Genomic DNA, 20,322 nt, shown 5'->3' with positions numbered 1-20,322 from the left:
CAGTGGGTCAGGCGCATTCGATGCCTGTTCCGCGATCAAGCGCGGCATCACTTCGGCCAGTGATTGATGCGGCAGATCCGGATCTATCTATTTCTGGATCGGGTGCCACATACACGACGATGCCCCCGATGACGCGCAGGAACACTCGCGAACGGCGCTCGACGAGCACGGCTGCGAAGGCAGCTCATCTAGACGTTTGCTCACCCGCCGCACGAGCCGCGCATCGGAAGTGTTTGTTCCTTCTCGCTTCGCAATTACTTGCGAAAAATACTCCTTGTGAGTACTGCGGCGAACCGATAATTTTCGCTGCGCGGTTTCGCAGGGCGAAGTCAGGGGGCTCCGCCGCAAACCGTGTAACAGGGGACAATGGAATGACTCTTCTGCCCAGACTGGTTCTGGGACAGCATGGCGCACGGCTACACGCCCGAAGAACTTGCGTTCTGGTTCTGGGCGCCATCGCTTCCGTCGCAAGCACGCACGTGCTGGCCTTGCCGGCAGCGGCTGGCTATGACTGCCTGATCGAGCCCACGCAAACGGTGGAGCTTGGCGCACCCGTGGCCGGCCTGATCGATCGCGTACTGGTCAAGCGTGGCGACCGCGTGACGCATGGCCAGGTGCTCGCCTCGCTCGAATCGCATGCCGAACAAGCGGCGAGCGATCTCGCCCGCTACAAATCACAACTGGCCGGTCCGAGCCAGCTTGCGCAAAGCAAGATCGAATTCTCCCAGCGCAAATACAACCGGCGTCGCGATATGGCGGCGGAAAAACTCATGTCCAGGCAGGACAGCGACGACGCCGAAGGCGAGCTCAAGCAAGCGCAGGCCGAACTGCTGGTGGCCAAGGAGAATCGCGAGGTGGCGCACCTGGAGTACGTCCAGCAATCGAGCCAGCTCAATCTTCGCACGATACGCAGTCCCTTCGACGGTGTCGTAGTGGATCAGATGATGTGGCCCGGCGAGATCTTCGAGCCGGGCGCCACCAAGCACGCCATCGTCAAGCTCGCTCAACTCAATCCCCTGCGCATCCGCGTCGTCATGCCGATGCGCGCCTTCGGCGAAGCGGCGGTCGGCATGACCGCCAACGTGGTTCCCGAAATACAGCCGGGCAAGCCGTACACGGCGAAGGTCGTCAGTGTGGATCGCATCATCGATGCGGCCAGCGGCACCTTTGTGGTGTTCATGGATTTGCCCAATCCCGGGCTGGACGTCCCATCGGGCGTCAAGTGCAAGGCCAGCCTGGGCAAGCAGTGACTCGCGCATAACGGATGTGACGGTCAGCGCCAGCGCGCCGATCGCTGATGGTTTCAAGGCAACGACACAAGCTCGACACCTTTCAACGCTGAGAGCCCGGCCATTGATGCGCCGACGGCTCGCCAAGAGGGCAACATGGAACAGTCGCACAGCAACGGCAACGGTAAGGTCTCCCTGGAAAACCTCTCGACGGAGCGCGCCGACACGGCAGCGCCCTCGGCCCCGGCGACACCCGCCATACGCTTCGAAGCACTCGAGCCGCGCGTTCTGCTCTCGGGCGACGTCAACCCCGCCGCGCTATCCATCAGCGGCACGCTCGACGCCCCCGGCCAGCAAAACCATTACCAATTCACCGTACAGGACACCAAGCGTGTCGTGTTCGACAGCCTGACCAACCGCAACGATATCAACTGGTCGCTCTCGGGCCCGAACGGATCGGTGGTCACCAACAAGCAGTTCTCCGCCGATGGCGGCGGCGGCCTGCCGGCGTTCGACCTCACCGCCGGCACCTATACGCTGACCGTCGATGGTCTCAACGACGCCGTCGGCGCCTACGCGTTGCGCATTGTCGATGCCAGCGCGGCCGCCAACCTCACACCCGGCACCTCGGTGTCCGACACGCTGATCCAGGGCAACGAGACCAGCGTGTACCGGTTCAACGCCACGGCCGGCCAACAGTTCTATTTCAAGAGCGGCGGCGTCAGCGCTACCACCGGCGGCAACGCCTACTGGCGCCTGATCGATCCGTATGGGCGGCAGGAAGGTAGCGTCAACAACCTGGCCTACGACCAGAACACGTTCGCACTCAAGAGCAGCGGCGAATATCTTCTGTTGGTCGAAGGCGATACCAACAACGCATCGCCCCTGAGCTATTCGTTCAACCTCAGCCCGGTTACCGACACCCACGCCACGCTTGCGCTCGATCAGGCCGCCACGGCCGCGATCACGCAACCGGGACAAACGGCGTACTACGACTTCGATCTGTCCACCACGACGCCGGCGATTTTCGACCGCCTGTCGGATGCGAGTTTCGAATGGTCGCTGACCGGCCCCTACGGACAGGTGATTTCCCGCCACAACGCTGCCTACGGCGATAACGCCAATCGCATGAATCTGCTCGCCGGCCATTACACGCTGGCGATCAACATGGACAACGGCGCGCTGGGCAGCGTGCCGTTCCGCCTGCTCACCGGCGCATCCGCGCAAGCGCTCTCCACCAACAGCACCGTTGCCGGCAGTCTCGATTACCCGAGCGGATCGGCGCTGTACAAGGTCTCGCTGTCGCAGGGCCAGAAGGTATGCCTGAGCAGCTCATCACCTTCGAATGGCTCGGCCAACTGGCGCCTGCTTGATCCTTATGGCGCGCAGGTGAGTAACGGCACGCTCGGACAGGCCGGCAACACCTACACGGTGGCCGCCAGCGGAGACTACTGGCTGGTACTCGACGGCGTGGACAGCAACAGCGCCACTGCTGCCGTCAGCTACGGATTCCAGCTCAATCTCGTCCCCGACATCGCCGCGTCGCTGACCGTTGGCACCGCGGTCAGCGGCAACATCGGGCTGGCCGGTCAATCGACCGTCTACAGCTTCCATCTGGCCGCGGCAACGCAACTGGCGTTCGACTCCCTGACCTCGCGCAATGACGTGCTGTGGTCGTTGAGCGGTCCGCGTGGGCAGGAAATCAATCGCCTCTCGATGGCCTATTCGGAGGGTTACTACAACAACAGTGTGATGGTGCTTCCTGCGGGCGACTACACGCTCACCGTGCAAGGCAATGGTGCGGCTACGGGCGCCTATGCGTTCAACCTGCTCGACCTGTCGCAAGCGGTCGCAGCGACGCAAGGCACCGCCTTCAACGGCACGCTGTCGCCGGGCAACTCCAGCATGGCGTTCCAGTTCAACGCGGCGGCCGGCGACAGCATCAACCTGCACAGCATGGGGGTCACCGGCGGCTCGGCCACCTGGCGCCTCTACGACAGCTTTGGTCGCGTCGTTGCGGGCGCTTCCTCACTGTCGTACGACAGCGGCAACCTTTCGCTGGCACTCGGCGGTAACTACACCTTGCTGGTGGAAGGTGACGTCTCCAACACCGCCGCGGTGAATTTCCAGGAGCGCGTCGATCACGTCAGCAACACGGCTCCCGCGCCGCTGCCGGCAGGCGACCCGCTCAGTCTGGGCAGCACCACCGCCGGTACGCTGGCGACCTGGGACGCCACCAAGACCTATCGCTTCACTCTCACTGGCGATACCCAGCTGCTGTTCGACAGCCAGACCAGTGGCAACAACACCCTCTGGACGTTGCGCGGCCCGCGCGGCACGGAGTTCAACCAGTCGTATCTGTCCAACAGCAGCGATAGCGTGCTCACCCTGCCCGCAGGCGACTACGCACTGACGGTGCAAGGTGCACCGCAAGGCTATGGCGTGGGCAATGGCGCCTATGCGTTCCGCGTGACCGACCTGGCCACCCTGCCCTCGCTGCAACTGGGACAGTCAACGGTCGCCAACCGGACGCCGTCGTATGCGACGGTCGGCTATCGCGTGCAGGCCACCGCCGGTTCGACACTGGTACTCAACGTAGACCGCGTTACCGGCTACTACCAGCCCACCTGGCGCCTGATCGGCCCACAAGGCCAGGTCATCAACACGCAATCGGGCAACAACCCGGGCTATCAATTCGCCATTCCGGCCGACGGCACCTACACCCTGCTGGACATGGGCCAGTACTACGACGGCTCCGCTTCGTCGAACGACACCTTCACCCTGAGCAAGCAGGACGTCACCACTGCCGCGCTGAACTTCAATGACGTGGCCACCGGCACACTGACCGGGCGCCAGAGCCTGGCCCAGTACACCTTCACCGTCGATCATCCGCAGGTGCTGATGTTCGACAGCCTTGCCGGTACCAATGGCTTGCCCAGCAATGTGCAATGGCTGGTGCGCTCGGCCACGGGCGCGATCACCAACTGGCAGCAGATGTCCTACGACACGGCATCGGGCGTGCTCTTCCCACCCGGCCAGTACACGGTGTTCCTGCGCAACGTGCAGGACACGCCCACCAGCTATGCCTTCCGCATGCTCAACCGCGACGTGGCGCAGGATCTAAGCATCGGCACAGCCACGCAGACCAGCCTCGCCAGCGACAAGACCACCATCTACCGTTTCAACGCCAGCGCTGGCGATCACCTGTACTTTGCTGCCGACCGTCGCGGCGTCAACTACAACGCCAACTGGCAGTTGTTCGGTCCGCAAGGCACGGTCGTCGCGCAGGGCTCGGCCTATAACTATTACGACACCAGCGACATCCTCGCGGCCTATTCGGGCGAATACCTGCTGGTCTTCTCGCCCTATCAGAACTACTACAACCCACCGCTGACGCAGGCCCTTACCTTCACGCTGGGCAAGCGCAGCACGGTGTCCGCACCGCTGACGCTTGGCAGCGACATCGCCGGAACCATCACGCAACCGGGCCAGACCGTCTCTTACAGCTTCACGCTGGATGCGCCCGGCACCTTGCTGATGAACACGCCGCTCGCGCAGTCCAATCTGCAGTGGAGCCTGATCGGTCCGCGCGGACAGGAGGCATCGCAGCGCAGCTTTGGCAACAGCTACAGCAACCTGCTCTCGTTGCCGGTAGGCACTTACGTCCTCACGGTCGCCTATACCGATCTCTCCACCGGCAATTTCCATTTCGGCCTGATCGACACCGCGTCGATGACCGCGCTGCCCGCCGATCAGGCGTCCACTGCCGCGCTTCATCAGAACGGCCAGTCCACACCGTTTACCTTCACGGCTGGCGCCGACGGCGACTACGCCATGGAAGTGCCACCGAACCAGCAGTACGCCCAGTGGTCGCTGCAGAACCTGCAGGGCACCGTGGTCGCCAACGGCAGCAGCAACAACATCGCGGCCGATCCATTCCACCTGCTGGCTGGCACCTACGTGCTGAGCTGGTACAACCCGTACTCGAGCCAGCCCGACAGCAACTGCAACTTTACGCTGCGCCACGTGATCACCACGGCGCTTGCCATGACGCCCGGCACGCCGGTAACCGGGACTATCGACGCGATCGCACGGCGCTACGAGTACAACTTCGACCTGGCCACGCCGACGCGCGTGTTGTTCGACGCGCTCAGCAATCGCCCCGATATCGACTGGCAGTTGATCGGACCCACCGGACTGATCGTCAATCGCCAGTCGCTCGTGCAGGGCGAGAACGCCTCCGGCAATCCGTTCATTGCGCTGCTCGCCGCGGGCCACTACCGGCTGACCGTGGTGCCCGAAGGCGCGGCCACAGGCGCCTATGCGTTCAACCTGCTGGATCTAAGTGCCGCCGTCGCGCTGACTTCAGGCAATGGTCAGGCCCTGCACATGGATACCGGCAGCGCGTCGGTGGCCTATGCCATCCAGGCGCATGCAGGTGACTATCTCAAGCTGCACGTGCCGGCGCCGCAGGGCGGTGTTGTGCGCGTTCGTGTGCTCGATGCCCAGGGCAATGTGATCCTGCCCTCTTCCGCCTTGACCGGCGGCATCGATCTCGCATTGAAGCTGCCAAACGATGGCCGCTACATACTGTTGTTCGATGGCGACATCGCCAATACCGCGCCGGTCGATCTGACCTACGACGCCAGTGTGGTCACGCCAACCACCGCAACGCTGAGCGCGGGCGTCGATGCGCAGGGCAACCTTGCCATCGTTGGCGTGCCGGATATCTACGCGATCTCGGTCGCGACACCCTCGATGTTTGTCGTGGATGGCCTGGCTGGAAACGCCCGCTGGCTGGTACGCGATGCCAGCGGTGCGGTGGTGCAGTCGGGCCAGTTGGGTGTGGCCGCGCCGGTGCGCCTGGGCCCGGGTCTATATGCCCTGGAGATCCAGGCCAGCGATAGTAATTCGCTGGGCGCTTATGGCGTGCGCATCGTCGATGTCGCGACCGCCACCGAGCTGCCCATGGGCCAGGCCACGGCGGTGTCGATCACCGACAGTCATGCCCTGATCTATCACATTGCGGCGACCCTCGATCAATCGTCGCTGAGCCTGCAGGTGGACACAGCCGCTGCGGCCGGCGTCATCGTGCGTGTGTTCGATGCGGCTGGCCAGCTTGTGTTGTCCACCAGTGGCGCGATGGCGTCGAGCGTCGTGGCAGCGAGCGTGCGTGCCGGTCTCGGCCGTTACATCGTGATCGACGGCAACGCGCCGGCGAGCTACACCCTGACCCCGAGCGAGGCCGCCGCACCGCCGCCGACGCTGCTCAGCTGGGGCACGACGCTCAGCGGCTCGCTGGCTCTCGCCGGCGACGTCGCCAGCTATCGCCTGGCGATGAACTTCACCCAGACGCTCTCCTTCAATGAATTGCTGCACGACCTCGGGTCGCAAGGCATCCATTGGCGCATCGCGCGGGCCGACAGCGGCGACAACGCGCCCTGGCAGGACCAGAACAGCAGCTACTACGACAACATGCCGGCGGCCGGCGATTACGTGGTGACCATCGCTGCGACAACGGACAACGCCACCTATCGACTGCAAACGCTCGACACAGCCGCAGCGCCGGTGTTCGGAGACCAGGCGCAAGGCGTACTCGCCGCCGGCCAGGGCGCCACGCTGTATCGCTACGAACTGTCGTCGCCGGCCGCTTTGCGCATTCTGCTCGACGCCCAGGGCGCGACCGATGTGAGCTGGACCCTGTTCGATGCACAAGGCAACCGCCTGGCCGATGCCGGTGTGGGCACCGATACGCCGATGCTTCCTCCCGGCACTTATGCCCTGATGGTGAGCCGCACCCTGATCGATGCCAGCGTGCCGTTCACTGTGTCGGCGCAAACGCTGCCGCTGCCCGCCACACCTTTCAACGATCAGGTCGCCGGGGCACTCTCGGCCACAACTCCGCTCGCGGTCTACCGCTTCAACCTGGACGCGTACACCCTGCTCCAGTGGCACAACATCGACTCGGATGCCGGTATCCAATGGAGCATCGTCCCGGCCGGCCAATTGCCCAATTGGTACAACGCCAGTCAAGGCGAGTCGGGCCAGAACGACGCTGAGGACGGCTATCCCTACACCCACGCGTATAACGCCGGCAGTTACCAGCTGTGGGTGCGCGGATTGGGCGATGCCAGCCACTTCGCCTTCCAGCTGCTCAATGCGGCATTGGCTGCGGACATGAGTACGCCCGATACCGCGGGGACCCTTGCCAACGGCAATGCGGCCACGATGTTGCGGCTATCGCTTGCGACGGCCTCGGCCTATCACCTCTCGTTCGGCGTGCAGAACAACCAGAACCTGCGCTGGAGCCTGCTCGACCAGAATGGCAATCCGGTCGCCCAGGGCAGCGATGCCAGCGACGCCGATATCAACACGCTGCCGCCCGGAAACTACACGCTTGTGCTGAAAGCACATAGCGCCGACTCCGGCACGGTGAGCTATGACATTGTCGCCACGCCGGTCACGCCGCCGGTGATCCAGCCGGGCGGTGTAGTGCAGGGCACGCTGGGCGACGATCCCAGCGTGCGGCACAGCTATCGGCTGAGTGTCTCCACCGATACGTCGTTCCTACTGACCCTGCTGTCCACTCAGCGCAACGTGAACTTCGAGTTCTATCGCGACGGGCAGCTCTACTACCCGGATCGGACCGGCGACTTGTATACGCTGCAGGCCGGCACTTACGACATCCGCGTCAGCAGCTGGCAGGCCGGCGCCCAGTATCAGTTCGCACTGGTGGACGCCAGCACCACTCAGCCGATAACGATCGGCGCGCCTGTGCAGGGGCAATTGCCTGCCACGCAAGCGACGGCCAGCTTCCGTTTCACCAGCAACGGGCATTCGCCGCTATCGCTCTCGACCGGCACCGACACACTGGGCTGGTACATCTACGACGGTGCAAACAACCTCTACGCGAGCCAGTTCCGCGGGGACAACCTGACCCAGATCTGGCCGGCCGGCGATTACACGCTGGTGCTTTACCGCACGGTTCCTGGCACCAACGCCATCGCTTACACCGTGTCGGCATCGCCCGCCGCCATTCCAACCGCCGCGCTGACCATCGGCGAGAAACAGACCGCCTCGCTCCAGCCCGAGAACGGCTACCTGGCCGATTTCACTTTCGCGACCGCCGCGGCGGGCCGTTACATGCTCGCGTCGCCGTACAACGGTAGCGACAACATTTCCTACATCGTCAATGACGCCCAAGGCCATACCTGGGCCCAGGGTTACCTGGGCAGTTGGAACAATATGGTGCTGCAGCTTCCCGCCGGGAGCTTCACGCTACATCTTTTCCAGCGCACCCACAGCAACCAGGGCGCTACATTCGCCGCTGCTGCCGGCGCCGGAAACACCGGCAGCAGCGGCGCGTCGACCGATGTGGATTTCACGCTGACCGATCTCGACAAGGGCGCGGATCTGTCGGCCGGCCATACCGTATCGCTGGATCTTGCCGGCAATAAGGATGTGCAGACAGCCAGCATCAGCGCTGGAGCTGGCGACGTCCTCAACCTGACGGCGCTTGCCGCGTCGACCGGCGGTTCGTCCGCGCAGGCGTATTGGTACATCCTCGATCCGAACAACAACCAGATCGCGTCCAGTTACTTCGACCAGAATGGCGCCACCCAGTCGGTGACTTTCGAGAAGGGCGGGCACTATGTGCTGGTGGTCATCAACGCCAGCACGCCACTGACCGCCACGTTCACTACATCGGTTGTCAGCCAGGGCAACCAGCCCGCGGTGCCGACCGAGCCTCTGGTACTGAATCAGGCCTACGCGCTCTCCTTCAGCGGCACCGGCCAACACGCCTATACCTTCCATCTCGACGCAACGACCTTGTTTGGCCTGCGCGCGCACAGCGATGGCTATGGCGTGAACTGGGTGCTGCGCAATGCCAGCGGGCAATGGCTCAATAACAGTTTCTACCCGGGCGACGACCAGCTCAGCACCACCCTGCTCGGCGCGGGCGATTACACGCTCGAGCTGGCCGCCTCCGTCGACGGTTCGGTCAATGTCGATTTCAACGTGATCACGCAGGCGCAGGCCAGTGTCGCGCAGGATGCGCTCGATGTGCCCAGCACAGCCAACATCTATGCCCTTCATGTGCAGGCGGGCAAGGATTACTTCATCACCGGCCAACCCTACACGCAGTACACCATCTATCGCCCCGATCTCTCGGTATTGGGAAGCGACTATCTCTACGGCTCCGATCAAATCCGCACCCTGCACGCCGATGTCGACGAGATTTGGTACGTCATAGCGTCGGGCGGCAATGGCCCGACCGACTCTCTGATCCACATCGCCGCCGCCGCCCCGCTCAGCCTGGACCAGGAGATGCAGGCAGCGATACCCGCCAACGGCGGCACGCGCATCTACTCGATCACGCTGGACCAGCCGAAACTGGTTTACATCCGGATGCCTGTACAGGGTAACGGCATACAAGCGACGCTCAGCGGGCCGGGTGTGCAAGGAATGAACCTGGGCAATGGTTACCAGGTAATGCAGCTTATGCCCGGCACCTACCGCGTCACCGTGACCGAACAGCCCCAGGGCGGCGAAGGCGCATTGCCAGACGTTGCCTTCAGCCTGTTGTTCAACACGATGGGCAGCGCCCCGGAGGTCGCTACCGATACGGCGCTATCGGTCACGCTCGCGCCCGGCGAGGTTAAAGCCTTCCAGCTCCAGGCTCAGGCGGGCCAGCGCCTGTATTTCCTGCCGCAGGATGGTGTGCCGACCAACGGCTACTGGGATCTGTACGACGCCAATGGCAACGATGTGTACAGCGATGTGTCCGATGCGCAGGACACCCTGCCCGCGTTTGCTGCGGACGGTACGTATTACCTGGTGTGGTCGTCGAATGCCTCCGCTCCAACCACATTCAATTACACCCTCAGCACCACCGCGCCCCAACCCGCGGGCAGCGTGACGCTGGAGCAGCCGCTGGTGCTCGACACCACCGGTCCGGCAAGCACGCATGTCTATACCTTTACGCTGACGCAGGACACGCGTGTTCTGATCAACGCACTGGACAACAGCGGCGACGGCTTCAGCTGGCAGCTTACCCAGCTCGATACCTGGTTCGGTGGCGGCAACGTCAGCGCCGGCAATTTCAATCCGTCAGCCGTCCAGCTTCAGGCGGGCACGTACCAGTTGAGCGTGCGCGCGCAGGGCAGCGATGCCAGTCATCTGTCGCTGCTGCTCAGCGACGTGGCCCAGGCGCCGGTGCTGACGATGGATCAGCCGGTATCGGCCAGCCTCGCTCCGGGCCAGCAGCTGATCTATGCCATCGACGGCACTAACCAGCAGATTCACCTCACGCCGCCGGCTGGCAGCACACTGAGCGGTAACTGGACTCTGCTCGACTACAACGGCAACCGGGTCAGCAGCGGCTCGCTGACCGACGTGAGCGATTTCTACCTTTCGGCTGGCCGCTATTTGCTGGTGTGGAACGCTGTCGCAGCTACTGACACCACGCCGGTGTCGTTCCAGTTCACGCTCAACACACCGACTACCCGGTTCGATATCGGCAGCTGGCTCGCGCCGCAGCAGAACATTCCCTACGCCTTCCATCTGGACCAGACCACACGTCTGATGTTCGACGCCGGCTACATCGCGTCGGGCGGCTATGTGAACTATCAGATCCTCCAGTATGGCCAGGTGATCTACAGCACCAGTGCCAACGCCAATGCCGGGTCTGGCGGCAATATCTTCCAGCTCGAACCGGGCGACTATCAGCTGGTGTTTGGCTACGCGCCCTACGGCTACGCCAACATGAGCGTGCGCCTGCTCGACTTGAGCAAGGCCGCAGTGTTGAGCAACGGCACGCTCACTACGGACAGCGCCACGCCGGGCTCCGCCAACATTTATGCATTCGATGCGAGCCAGGGCGACACGATCTCGCTGGCTACCAACGACAGTGCCTCTACGTGGATGCTTTACGACGCCTTCGGCCGGCCACTGCAACAAGTCGCTGCCGGTGGTTCGCTCAACAATCTTCCACGCACCGGGCGTTACTACCTTGTGCGCGATACCTCTGCCGACACCATTGGCGCGGCGCAGTCGTTCACCTTCACGGTGAATATTTCGCACAGCCTGCAGCAGCTCACCATCGGCCAGGTCACCACGGCGAATATCCAGAACGGTTCGGCTGCCTTCCAGTTGCAAGTCAGCCAGGCCAGCAGCCTGTGGTTTGCCAGCGCCGCCACGGGCGATCCCTATGTGAGGATCGACCTGTACGACAGCCAGGGCACCCTGCTCTATTCGTTCAATCCGAGCCAAGCCAACCGGGCCCTGATCGTGCCCGGCGCGGGCACCTACACACTGCGCATGACCGACGTGAACGGGTCGACCTATGCGCGCAATTTCAATTTCCTGCTGAGCGATCTGGCGACGGCACCGGCACTCGGCGCCGATACGGTAGTCAACGGCAACTTCGATACCGCGGTGGGAGTGGTCGCCTACCACGTCGACGTCGCCCAGGCCGGCACCTTCTCGTTCACCAATCTGAGTAACAACTACAGCACCAACTATCTCCGCTGGCACTTGGTGTCCTCGTACGGCAACGTCGTGGCCACCGGAAATCTCAGTACGACGATGGGTGCGCTGTCGCTGGCGGCGGGCAGCTACACGCTGGTGATCGACCAGCCGGGTTATTACCTCAGCGGCACCATCCCTTATAGCTTCGCCTTCGATGTGCAACCGACCGCACTGCCACTCAACACCGTGGTCAGTGGCAACTTGCCTGCCGCCGGTGCGCCACTGCACTACAGCCTGCATATCGGCGCAAGCGGTGTTTATGCGTTCGATAGCCTCGGCGTCGCCGGCGTTGCCCGCTGGCGGCTGGACGGCCCCGGCGGCACGCCGGTGTTCGACACCAGCTTCAACAGCGGCAACTACTACGACTACTACTATCTCTACGACTTCGCTGGCCTGCTGGCGGCGGGCGACTATGAGCTGACGGTCTACAACAACAGCACGTCTACCGCGCCTTTCAGTTTCCGCGTGCTCGATCCGTCGCAGGCGACGCCGATCACGGCCGATACACCAGTCAATACCGCCATCGACAAGCCAGGCGGCATGCAGCTGTTCCGTTTCAACGCACAGGCTGGCGTGCACTATTTCCTTGATGCACTGCCGGGCCAGGCATCGACTAACTACGCCAATCCGCCGCAGTGGACGCTGCTCGACCCGCTCGGCCGTGTAGTCTTCGGCGCGCAGTCTTCCGGCTCGATGAATTCTGTCTGGGACAGTACGCAGAATCGCTGGACCTACCAATTCAACGGAACCGGCATCGACCTGGGCACGCTGGCCGAATCGGGTCAGTACACGCTCGTTCTGGGCATGCCCAACAACAACTTCAGTACACCGGTGAACATGAGCTTCAGCCTGGTGACGGTGCCAGAGAACCCGCCGGTGATCCTCGATACGCTGGTGGTCAACCCGGCGCCCGACCTGACAGTTACCAGTGTCGCCATCAGTCCGTCGGGCACCTTGCAGACTGGGCAGACCATCGACGTGCAATGGGTGGTGGCCAACCAGGGCATCCTGCCCACCAGTGGCAGTTGGAACGACCGCATCGTGGTGCGCAATGCCGCCACCGGCGTGATTCTGGCCGACGTCACGGTGCCGTATGACGCCAGCGACGCCGCCAACGGCGCCATCGCCAACGGCGACGCGCGTACACGCCATCAGCAGATCCGTCTGCCCGACGGCGCTTATGCGGCCGGCGATGTCAGCATCACGGTGATTACCGACGCCGACAACGTCATCAAGGAAAGCAATGCCAGCGGTACGGCCGAAGGCAACAACGCGGCCACCACGCATGTCACGGTGCAGCTGTCGCCGTACGCCGACCTGACCGTACAGAACCTGGCGCTACAACCGGCCAGTGCCTTCCAGCCCGGCCAGACGGTCAACGTCAGCTGGACCACCAGCAACCAGGGCAATGTCGACGTCGCCCACGCCTGGAGCGAAACGCTGGAAGTACGCAATCTGTCCACCGGCAAGGTCGTCGCCACCGTAGTGCTGCGCGATGCACTCGGCCAGGGCGCTCTCGCCGCCGGCGCAAGCCGTCAGCGCGCAACCAGCTTCACCTGGCCCGACGGCGTGGATGCATCGGGCAACTTCGCCATCCGCGTCATTGCCGACAGCCTCGGCGAGATTCCCGAATCCAACGCGCAAGGTACCGGCGAGAGCAACAACATCGCCGAGATCGACCAGGCGGTCGGCCCGGACATGCTGGTGAAAAACCTGCAGGTCACCAGCACCGGCGTGCAAGCCGGCGGCCTGGTCACCATCACCTGGGAAGACTGGAACCAGGGTGCCAGCGCTACCGGCACCGCGTTCAACGACCGCATCACCCTCAAGCGCGCCGACTCGGGCCTGATCCTGCTCGATACGAGCATCGTGTACGACCCGGCCGCGATCACCAACGGACAGGCCAACGGCGCCATCGGCCCGGGCGGCTATCGCCTGCGCAGCTTTACCTTCCGCCTGCCGGACGGGCTCAAGGGCACCGGCAATATCAACATCATGGTCACCACCGACCAGAACGCCGCAGGCATCGGCGTGCTCTACGAAACCAACCTGACGCACGATGCGGAGGCCAACAACAGCGCCGCCACCGCCGTGATTTCGGCGGCGGTGCCTTATGCCGATCTGCGCGTAGACAGCGCGAGCGTGCCGCCCGCCGGTATCGGCGGACAGCCGGTCACGGTGAACTGGACCGTCGCCAACCACGGACAGGCCGCCACCAGCGACGCCTGGAACGACGTCATCGTGCTCAGCACCGATGCCATCATCGGCAACGGCGACGACATCATCATCGGCACGGTGCGCCACACTGGTGCACTGGCGGTAGGCCAGAGCTACGCGCAAAGCGCGACGGTCAACCTGCCCAACCTGCCGGACGGGCACTACTACATCGCCGTACGCAGTGACGCCGATGGCGAAGTGCTGGAGCCGGACACCCGCGGCAACAACGCCAGCGCCGGGCAGCCGATCAACGTGGCGGCGGCGTACGCCGACCTCGGCGTGGTGTCGGTCAGCGCGCCGTCCACCGCGCTCAGCGGCGAGAACGTCAACGTCAGCTGGACGGTCAACAACACCGGCAATGCGCCGACCAATCTCGCGCTGTGGAACGACCGCGTCGTGCTGTCGCGCACCGGCGTGCCGTCGGCCGACGACATCGTGCTGGCGGGCTCGGTGACCCATGCGGGCATCCTGGCCAATGGCGACAGCTACACGGCCAACGCAACGCTCACCCTGCCGCGCGACCTGGTGGGTGACTACTACCTGCTGGTCTACACCAACCTCAACAACACCGTCGCCGAGAACGGCCACACCAGCAACAACACCGGCGTGACGGCCACGGTGCTGCACATCACGCTGGCACCGTCGGCCAACCTCACCGTGAGTGACGTCGTTGGCCCGGCGACCATGCGGCCGGGCGATACGGTCAGCGTCAACTACGTATCGCACAACACCGGCACGGCCGATGTCACGACGGTATGGCGTGACCGCGTCTACCTGGACGACGGCAAGGGCAACCTGATCGAAGTAGGCAGCCAGTTCTACACCGACGGCCTCGGGGCCGGCGGCAGCGTGGCGCGCACGATCAGCTTTACCCTGCCCCAGGGCTTCACCGAAGGCACCTACACCTTCGTCGTGCGCACCGACGCGGACGACACCATTTACGAGCGCAACGGCGAGAACGACAACGTCACCTCCGCCACCGCCACCGTGATCGTGGCGCGTCCGGACCTCTCGGTCAGTTCGGTCAGCGGACCGACGCTGGTGCTCTCCGGCAGCACCGCGCACGTGCAGTGGACGGTCGCCAACCTTGGCGGCATCGCAACGGGCAACTGGGTCGACCAGGTATTCCTCTCCCACAACGGCACGATGCAGAAGGTGGCCGAGGTCGCTCATAGCGGCCCGCTGGCCACCAACGGCAGCTATGACGCGTTCGCCGATATCCAGTTGCCGCTGGATGCCAGCGGCGACTATCAGTTCGTGGTGATCACCGACGCGGCGCGCGTACTGGACGACCACTCGCGCGACAACAACAACGGCCAGCAGGCGCTGACCGTGCAACTGGCGCCCTACGCCGATCTTGCGGTGAGCGCCGTGCAGGCGCCGGCCACCTTGATCGCCGATCCGGCCACGTTGTACGTGAGCTGGACGGTGACCAATAACGGCACCGGCGCGGGCATCACCTCGCAGTGGGTGGATCGCGTGATCCTCTCCACCGACGGCGTGCTGGGCAACGGCGACGACCGCGTGATCGGCGAGGTCGCGCACAACGGCGCGCTCGCCGCGGGCGCCAGCTACAACGGCGCGCTCAGCGTGATGCTGCCGCCGGGCACCACCGGCCGCTACAAGCTGTTCGTGGTCACCGACGCCGCGCACCAGGTGTTCGAGAACGGCAACACCGCCGACGACACGGCCCTGCTCGGCCACAACGTCGACGTGATGCCCAAGCCGTATGCGGATCTGCAGGTGCAATCCGTCCTTGCGCAGGGCACGCCGGTCAGCGGCCAGCCGCTGACGGTGACCTGGACAGTGAGCAACCAGGGCATTGGCATCACTGACAGCTCCGAGTGGTCCGACCAGGTATGGCTGAGCGCCAACCCGGACGGCACCGGCGTGATCGCGCAGTTTGGCAGCGCCAGCCACATCGGTCAGCTGGCGGTGAACGACAGCTACACGCGCAGCATCGGCATCACCCTGCCCAACGGCCTCTCAGGCAATTACTACCTCAACGTGCGCACCGGCGGACCGTTCGAGTTCGTCTACGGCGACAACGACGTCGGCCACAGCGTGGCCGTGCCGGTCACGCTCGCGCCCTCGCCCGACCTGGTGGTGCAGTCGGCCAGCATCGCGCCGGCCTCGCCGGACAGCCAGGCCGCGGATGGCAGCCTGCTCGAAGGCACGTTCGCCGACGTGACCTGGACGGTGAGCAATCAGGGCCAGGCCGACGCGATCGGCCCGTGGGTGGATACCGTCAAGCTGGTGCCGACCAGCGGAAGCGGCGCGCCCATTGTGCTGGGCAGCTTCACCTATGACCGCCCGCTCGGGGCGGGCCTGAGCTATACGCGCACGGAGCAGTTGCGCCTGCCTTCGAAGATCGAAGGGCTGTATCGCCTGGAGATCGTCACCAACGCCAACTTCGGCAGCAACAACGGCGCCCAGGTGTACGAGTACGGCGCCGCCGGCAGCAACAACGTGCTGATCGCCAGCAACCCGACGCCGGTCGCGCTGCAGCCGCGCCCCGACCTGCAGGTGGGCGCGGTCACCATCCCCGACCACGTCACCGCCGGCACCAACGTCGGCATCCAGTACACCGTCACCAACCTGGGCCCGGTGCCTGCCAGCGGCCACTGGCGCGACAAGGTCTACCTGTCGCACGACGGCACGCTCAGCGGCGATGACCAGCTGGTCGGCACCTTCGACAACGGCAGCGCGCTAGCGCCTACCGAGAGCTACTCCAACATCACCGGCAGCATCAGCATCCCGATCCGGTTCCCTGGCGACGCGTACCTGATCGTGGTGGCCGACGCCGACAACAACGTCGACGAGTACCCGAACGACAGCAACAACTTCAAGGCGGTGCACTTCTACATCGACCCGGTGCCGTTCTCCGACCTGGTCACCAGCGGTGTCACTGCGCCCGACCAGGCCGTGCACGGCGGCACCATCGACGTGCGCTACAAGGTCAGCAATCTCGGCAGCGCCACCACGCGCGGCCTCACCGCAGACGTCAACAGCTGGACCGACACAGTGTGGCTGGCCAAGGATCCGAAACGCCCAGGCGCCAATAAGGGCGACGTGCTGCTGGGCTCGATGGTACATACCGGCAACCTCGCCGTGGGCGAGGACTACCTGGGCGACATGCAGGTCACCATCCCGGACGGCACGCTCAGCGGGCAGTACTACATCACCGTCTGGACCAACACCTACAGCACCATCCTGGAAGACACGCTGGCGGCCAATATCAACTATGACGACCAGTACCAGATCGACAACAACGACTACAAGGGCCGTCCGATCAGCGTGCTGGGCATCACCCCGCCCGACCTCGTGGTGACCCAGGTCAACGCGCCTACGACGATCGATGCCGGCGGCCCGCTCAGTTTCAGCTATACCGTGCAGAACCAGGGCGACCTGTTCACCGGCGGCTGGACCGACACCATCTACGTGGCCGACAACGCGGACCTGAGCAAGGCCACGCATGTCTGGACCCTCGGCAGCTACACGCAGAACCGCACGCTCAACAACGGCGAGAAGTACACGGTCAATCAGACCGTGCAACTGGCGCCCGATATCGTCGGCAGCTACATCATCGTCAAGACCGACGCGCTCAATCAGGTACGCGAGCTCAACGAGAACAACAACGCCACGCCGTACGCGGCGGCGGTCATCCCGCATCCGGCCGACCTGCAAGTGACGGCGGTACTGGTGCAGCCGCAGAACTACTCCGGCGAACTGACCCCGATCAGCTGGACCGTCACCAACTTCGGCCAGGCCGTGTGGCCTGGCACCGTCAGCTGGCAGGACTCGGTGTTCATCAGCACCGACCCGACCTTTATCCCCAGCCGCGCCATCGCGCTCGGCCGGTTCGAGCATCAGAACACCAACGGCCTTGCGGCCGGCGCCAGCTACACCACCACGGTCAACGTGGCGCTGCCGGCGGGCACCAACGGGCGCTATTACATCTACGTCATCACCGACAGCGCCCGTCCCGACAGCTCCGGCCTGCCGCCGCGCGCCGCCGACGAGATTCTCAGCGGCGGCGACAACAGCTGGCCGCTCAACCTCTACGCGACTTCGGTCTATGAAGGCAGCGCCAACACCAACAACGTCGGCGGCAGCCCGCTGGACATCACCTACCGCGAAGCCGACCTGCAGATCGACAGCATCCAGGTCTCCAATCCGGCACCGAAGTCCGGCGACCTGATCACCGTCACCTGGGTAGTGACCAACCGCGGCAACCGCGCCACCCGCGTCAGCAACTGGAACGACGGCGTCTATCTGTCCAACGATACGTCACTCGATCCCACCGACTACCCGCTGGTGGAAGGCTCGCTCTACGACAACCCGGGCCGCGTGAAAGGCGTCTCCCTCGTCGACGCCAACGGCAAGCCGCGCTTTCTGCAGCCGGGCGAGTCGTACACGATGTCGGCCACGTTCCACCTGCCGCAGTCGATCAGCGGCAACTACAACATCATCGTCAAGGCCGACACCTCGACCACCAAGGATTGGTACTACAGCGAACCCAGCTCGATCCGCGACGGCCTGGACGTGGTCATCGGCAACGGCCCGGGCGCCGTGCTGGAGTTCCAGAACGAAGGCAACAACGTTTCCTCGATCGCACTGCCGATCGCTCTTGCCACGCCGCCGGACCTGCAGGTGAGCGTGGTCAATGCGCCGGCCGCCGTGGTCGCCGGCCAGAGCTTCAGCGTCGACTACCACGTCACCAACGCCGGCGGCGATACGCCGAGCGACCAGAGCCAGTGGAACGACCTGATCTACCTTTCGCGCGACCGCTTCCTGGACGTCAACCAGGACCGCTACCTGGGCTACCTCGGCCATAGCGGCGGCCTCGCGGCCGGCGGCGGCTACGACGGGCACTTCACCGTCACCGCGCCGCGTGACCTGGACGGCCCGTACTACGTGTTCGTGATCACCGATCCGGCACGCGCCTTCGGTGCCGGCCCGTATGGCCAGGTGATGGAGTTCGGCAAGGACCAGAACAACGCCACCGCCGCCGTACAGCCGATGCTGGTGCAGACGCCGCCGCCAGCGGATCTGAAGGTCACCGGCGTGACCGTGCCACCGCAGGCCAAGGTCGGCGATTCGGTGACGGTGAACTACACCATCATCAACGACTCCACCAACCCCGCTTACGGCCAGTGGACGGATGCCATCTATCTGTCGATGGACAATGTCTGGGGCCTCGACGACATCCTGCTCGGCAAGGTCAGCCACAACGGTGATCTCGCCGGTGGCGCCAGTTACAGCGGCAAACTCACCGCTAATCTGCCGCCGCTGAAGGACGGCCACTGGCGCATCATCGTGCGCCCGGATCTGTACAACGAAGTGTACGAAGGCGGCATCAGCTATGGCCCGAACGGCTTGGTGATGGCGCCGGGCGAGGCCAACAACCTCACCGCCTCGGCCGCCACCATCCAGACCCAGGTGCCACCGCTCGCCATCGCCAGTCCGCTGCAAACGACGCTATCGAGCGGTGATGTGCAGCTGTACAAGGTGACCGTCGCGGCCGGCCAGACCCTGCGCGTCATGCTCGACGCGTTGGCCGCCAGCGGCGACAACGAGCTGTACATCCGTTACGGCGATATCCCGACCACCTACGCCTACGACGCGGCGTACACGAATGCCTCGTCGGCCGACCAGCAGGCAGTGATCCCCAGCACGCTCGCCGGCGACTACTACATCCTGGTGCGCTCGCGCAGCGGCAACGCCGTGCCGGTCACGCTGCGCGCCGACCTGCTGCCGCTGTCGATCACCAAGGTCACGCCGGACAACGGTGGCGTCAGCGACGACGCTCACCGCTGGGTCACGCTGGACATCTACGGCTCGGCCTTCCAGGCCGGCGCGCTGGTCAAGCTCACCCGTCCCGGCGTGTTCGAGGCTGAGCCGGATCGCTGGCAGGTGCTGGACGCTACGCATATCCGCGCCATCTTCGACACGCGCAGCTTCCCGCTGGGCCTGTACGACGTCACCGTCATCAACCCCAACGGCCAGAGCGTCACCGAAGCGAATCGCTACCTGGTGGAACGCGGCATCGAAGACGACGTCACCATTGGCATCGGCGGCCCGCGCAATCTCAACCCGGGCGACGGCGCCACCTACTCGGTCTCGCTGCAGAGCCTGACCAACGTCGACACGCCCTATGTGCGCTTCGACGTCGGCGCAGTCGAGATGGGCTACAACCAGTACCTGATCGACGGACTCAACCTGCCCTACGCGATCTTCGGCTCCAACGTGGGCGGCTCGCCATTCGGCAACGTCAGCGGCTCGCCCGCCAACAACCAGGCCTACGGCCAGACCGGCTCGACCGTGCCGCGCACGGATATCCCGT

General features: G+C 64.4%; 2 protein-coding genes (1 of these 2 running past the window's edge). Both read left to right on the top strand.

All coding sequences use genetic code 11. The features are described 5' to 3' along the window. Positions 1–479 precede the first annotated feature (479 nt). On the top strand, positions 480–1,250 hold the full coding sequence (locus ISS97_RS16330; RefSeq protein WP_379983550.1) for an efflux RND transporter periplasmic adaptor subunit: 771 nt from the start codon (positions 480–482) through the stop codon (positions 1,248–1,250). 135 nt (positions 1,251–1,385) lie between these two features. Continuing rightward, positions 1,386–20,322, top strand: partial view of a tandem-95 repeat protein gene (locus ISS97_RS16325; RefSeq protein ID WP_379983551.1) — the 5' portion only. 19,082 nt of this gene lie beyond the right edge of the window; the window shows 18,937 of its 38,019 coding nt (coding positions 1–18,937); its start codon is at positions 1,386–1,388; its stop codon lies beyond the right edge, outside the window.

Source organism: Dyella koreensis (assembly GCF_044904565.1).
Lineage (GTDB): Bacteria > Pseudomonadota > Gammaproteobacteria > Xanthomonadales > Rhodanobacteraceae > Dyella_D > Dyella_D koreensis.
This window is presented reverse-complemented; position numbering and strand designations above follow the sequence as displayed.